Origin of the sequence: Streptomyces sp. NPDC059454 (assembly GCF_042749965.1) — a bacterium.
Taxonomy (GTDB): Bacteria; Actinomycetota; Actinomycetes; order Streptomycetales; family Streptomycetaceae; genus Streptomyces.
The window spans coordinates 1-4,258 of record NZ_JBHYVC010000126.1 but is presented as its reverse complement, the minus strand read 5'-3'; the positions used below and the strand labels follow the sequence as shown (position 1 = coordinate 4,258).

Here is a 4,258-nt window from a genome sequence, read left to right as displayed (position 1 = left end):
CCAGCAACAGATCACGCACACCATGCGCAACCACCAGATGCCGGGCCACCACACGACCCAGACCACCCGTACCACCCGTCACCAAAACCGTGCCCCCGGCCACATCCCAGCCGGCAGCACCCCCACCCGCCCCGGACGCCACCCGCGCCAGACGAGGCACCAGCACCTCACCACCACGCACCGCGACCTCAGCCTCGTTCACCGCCAGTGCCGCACCCAGCGGTTCGGTGGGGAGCCTGGTGTCAGGTTCGACGTCCAGCAGACCGAACCGGCCCGGGTGCTCCGAGACAGCCGACCTCACCAGACCCCACACTGCGGCACCCGCAAGGTCACCGCCCTCCGTGGCACCGCGCGTCACGAACACCAGCCGCGACTGCGCGCACCGCTCGTTCGCCAGCCACGACCGCACCAGCTCCAGCGCCCATACGGCCGCATCGTGCACGGATTCGATGACACCGTCCGCAGTGCCGGGCACGGCGGCCAGCACCGTTGCCGGCACCTCGCCCTGCACCAGCGCCTCGAGTTCCGCCGCCCCCGAGACCGTGACCGGTTCGGAGGACAATTCGGCGGCCCGCGCGCCCCGCGCCGGCACCCAGTCCATCTGGTAAAGGGAGTCACGGGTCGCAGCGCTGAGCTGCCCGGCCGCCAGGGGCCGGACGACCAGGGATTCCACCGAGGCGACGGGAGCGCCTGCCGGGTCGGCCAGCTCCAAGGCCATGGTGCCGTCGGCGTCCCGAGTCAGCCGGACTCGCAGGGCCGAGGCGCCGGAGGCGTGCAGCGACACTCCGGTCCAGGAGAACGGCACTCCGCCGCGGCCGTCGTCGTCCAGCGCGAAGGCGTGCAGGGCGGCGTCGAACAGGGCCGGGTGGAGACCGAAGGCGCTGCCGTCCGTCGCTTCGTCGAGGGCGACCTCGGCGAACAGCTCGTCGCCTCGGCGCCATGCGGCCCGAAGGCCGCGGAACGCGGGTCCGTAGGCGAACCCGGCGTCGGCCAACCGCTCGTAGCAGTCCGTCACATCGACCGCGCGGGCGTCCTTCGGGGGCCACACGGACGCGTCGAAGCCGGACCGCACCCCGTTCACAGAAGCCGCGAAAGCCGCGGGAGCCAGGATTCCGGTGGCGTGGACGGTCCACGAGGCCTGGACGTCGTCCTCACCCCTCGCGTGTATGCCCAGAGTGCACCGACCGTCGGCGTCGGGCGTGCCGATCCGCACCTGGATGCGGGTGCCGCCGTGGTCGGGCAGCACCAGCGGCGCGGAGAGGGTCAGTTCCTCGACCGTGTCGCAGCCGACCTCGTCGGCCGCGCGGATCGCCAACTCCAGCAGAGCCGTGCCCGGCACCACCACCGAGCCCTGCACCACGTGGTCGGCCAGCCACGGGTGGGACTGCACCGACAACCGCCCCGTGAACACCATCCCGTCCGAGCCCTCGGTGCTGGCCAGTTCGACGGCTGCGCCCAGCAGTGGGTGTTCGGCCGCTCCGAGCCCGGCGAACCGCACGTCCCCGGCCCGGGTCAGCGCACCGGCGGGCCAGTAGCGCTGCCGCTGGAAGGCGTAGGTCGGCAGGTCGACGGTCCCGGCCCGTGCACCGGTGTCGGTGAGGTACGCGGCCCAGTCCACCCGGGCCCCGGCCACGTGCAACCGGGCGAGGGCGGTCAGCGCCGCCGTCTCCTCGTCGCGGTCCTTGCGCAGCAGCGGGATCAGGTGGGCGTCGTCGCCGGCGCTGTCACGCGCCATGCCGCTGAGCACACCGTCCGGGCCGAGCTCCAGGAACCGCGTGACGCCCTGCTCCGTCAGGACACGGACTGCGTCGTCGAAGCGTACGGCTTCACGGACATGGGCCACCCAGTAAGCGGGGGTGCTGAGTTCGCCGACAGCGGCGAGACCGCCCGACACATTGGAGACCAGGGGCAGTCGGGGCTCACTGAACGCCAACTCCTCGACGACCGCGCCGAACTCGTCCAGCATCGGCTCCATCAGCGGCGAGTGGAACGCATGAGACACCCGCAGCCGGGACGTACGCCGCCCCAGCCCCCGGAACACCCCGGCCACGGCCTTCACCGCAGCCTCAGCGCCCGAGACCACCACCGACGACGGCCCGTTGACGGCCGCGATGGATACCTCATCCGTCAGGTGCGGCAGGACCTCGGCCTCCGTCGCCTCGACGGCGACCATGGCACCACCGGCCGGCAGCGCCTGCATCAGCCGGCCACGCGCGGCCACCAGCGCACACGCGTCCGCCAGCGAGAACACACCCGCCACATGCGCGGCAGCCACCTCACCGATCGAATGACCGGCCACGAACTCCGGCCGCACACCCCACGACTCCACCAACCGGAACAACGCCACCTCGACCGCGAACAGCCCCGCCTGGGCGTAGGCGGTCCGGTTCAAGGCCTCCGCGTCCCCACCCCACACGACCTCACGCAACGGCCGCTCCAGGTGCTCGTCCAGACCCGCGCACACCGCGTCGAACGCCTCCGCGAACACCGGGAAACGACCGTACAGTTCACGCCCCATACCGAGCCGCTGCGAACCCTGACCCGAGAACAGGAACGCCGTGCGGCCTCCATCGGCCGGGCCTTCCACGACACCCGCGTCCGGAAGACCCGCCGCGAGCGCCTTCAGAGCGGCCGCCTTGTCCTGCGCCAGCACCACAGCCCGGTGGTCGAAGACGGAACGCTGCGTGGCCAGCGCCAACCCGAGGTCCACGCCACGCACCGCCGCGCCGTCTCCCGCCACGAACTCCCGCAGCCGCTCGGCCTGCGCACGCAACGCGGCCTCACTCTTTCCGGAGAGAACCCACGGCACCACGCCAGAGGCAGTCTCCGGTTCGAGCGCTGCCTCGGACTCACCCTCGCCGTCGGCGTCCGGCTGTTCGAGGACGATGTGCGCGTTGGTGCCGCTGATGCCGAACGAGGACACACCCGCACGGCGCGGCCCCGAACCCTGCGCCCACGGCACCGGTTCGGTCAGCAGTTCCACCGCGCCCGCCGACCAGTCGACGTGCGACGACGGCGCATCCACATGCAGGGTGCGCGGCAGCACACCGTGCCGCATCGCCATCACCATCTTGATCACACCGGCCACACCCGCGGCCGCCTGGGCGTGTCCAATGTTCGACTTGATGGTGCCCAGCCGCAACGGCCGGCCTTCCGGACGGTCCTGGCCGTAGGTGGCGATCAGCGCCTGCGCCTCGATCGGGTCACCCAGCGTCGTCCCCGTACCGTGCGCCTCCACCACGTCCACGTCACCGACCGACAACCCACCGCTGGCCAGCGCCTGCCGGATCACCCGCTGCTGCGACGGACCGTTCGGCGCCGTCAGACCATTCGACGCACCATCCTGGTTCACCGCACTGCCCCGCACCACCGCCAGCACCCGATGCCCATTGCGCCGCGCGTCCGACAACCGCTCCAGCACCAGCATGCCCACGCCCTCGGACCAGCCGACCCCGTCGGCCGCATCCGCGAACGAACGACACCGCCCGTCCGCCGACAACCCACCCTGACGCGAGAACTCCACAAACGTCATCGGCGTCGACATCACCGTCACACCACCGGCCACCGCCAGCGAACACTCACCCGACCGCAGCGACTGCGCCGCCCAGTGCAACGCCACCAGCGACGACGAACACGCCGTGTCCACCGTCACCGCCGGACCCTCGAACCCGAACGTGTACGACACACGGCCGGAAGCGATGCTGCCCGCGCTGCCGCTTCCCTGGTAGCCCTCGAACTCGGGGCCGGTCAGAAGGTTGGCGTAGTCGTGATACATGACGCCGGCGAAGACACCGGTCCGGCTGCCCCGCAGCGACACCGGGTCCATCCCGGCCCGCTCGATCGCCTCCCAGGTCGTCTCCAGCAGCAGACGCTGCTGCGCGTCCGTCGCCACCGCCTCCCGCGGGCTCATCCCGAAGAACTCGGGATCGAAGTCCCCGGCGTCATGCAGAAAACCGCCCGAGCGCGTGTACGACGTCCCGGACACACCCCGGTCCGGGTTGTAGAGGGACTCGACGTCCCATCCGCGGTCGGCCGGGAAGTCCGACACGGCGTCGACGCCGTCGGACACCAGCCGCCACAGGTCCTCAGGGGAGGACACACCGCCCGGATAACGGCACGCCATCCCCACGATCACCACCGGGTCGTCCGCCACCGACGGCAGGGACCCCACCGGCACCACCGCGGCCGGCTCCACCACACCGAACAACTCGTCCAACAGATAACCCACCAGGGCGTTCGCCGACGGATAGTCGAACAC

1 protein-coding gene is annotated in these 4,258 nt (G+C 71.4%); it reads right to left on the bottom strand.

Translation table 11 applies throughout. The features are described from left to right. Positions 1-4,258 (bottom strand): type I polyketide synthase (locus tag ACFXAE_RS36075; protein WP_384723927.1); only part of this gene is annotated, 4,258 nt, incomplete at both ends.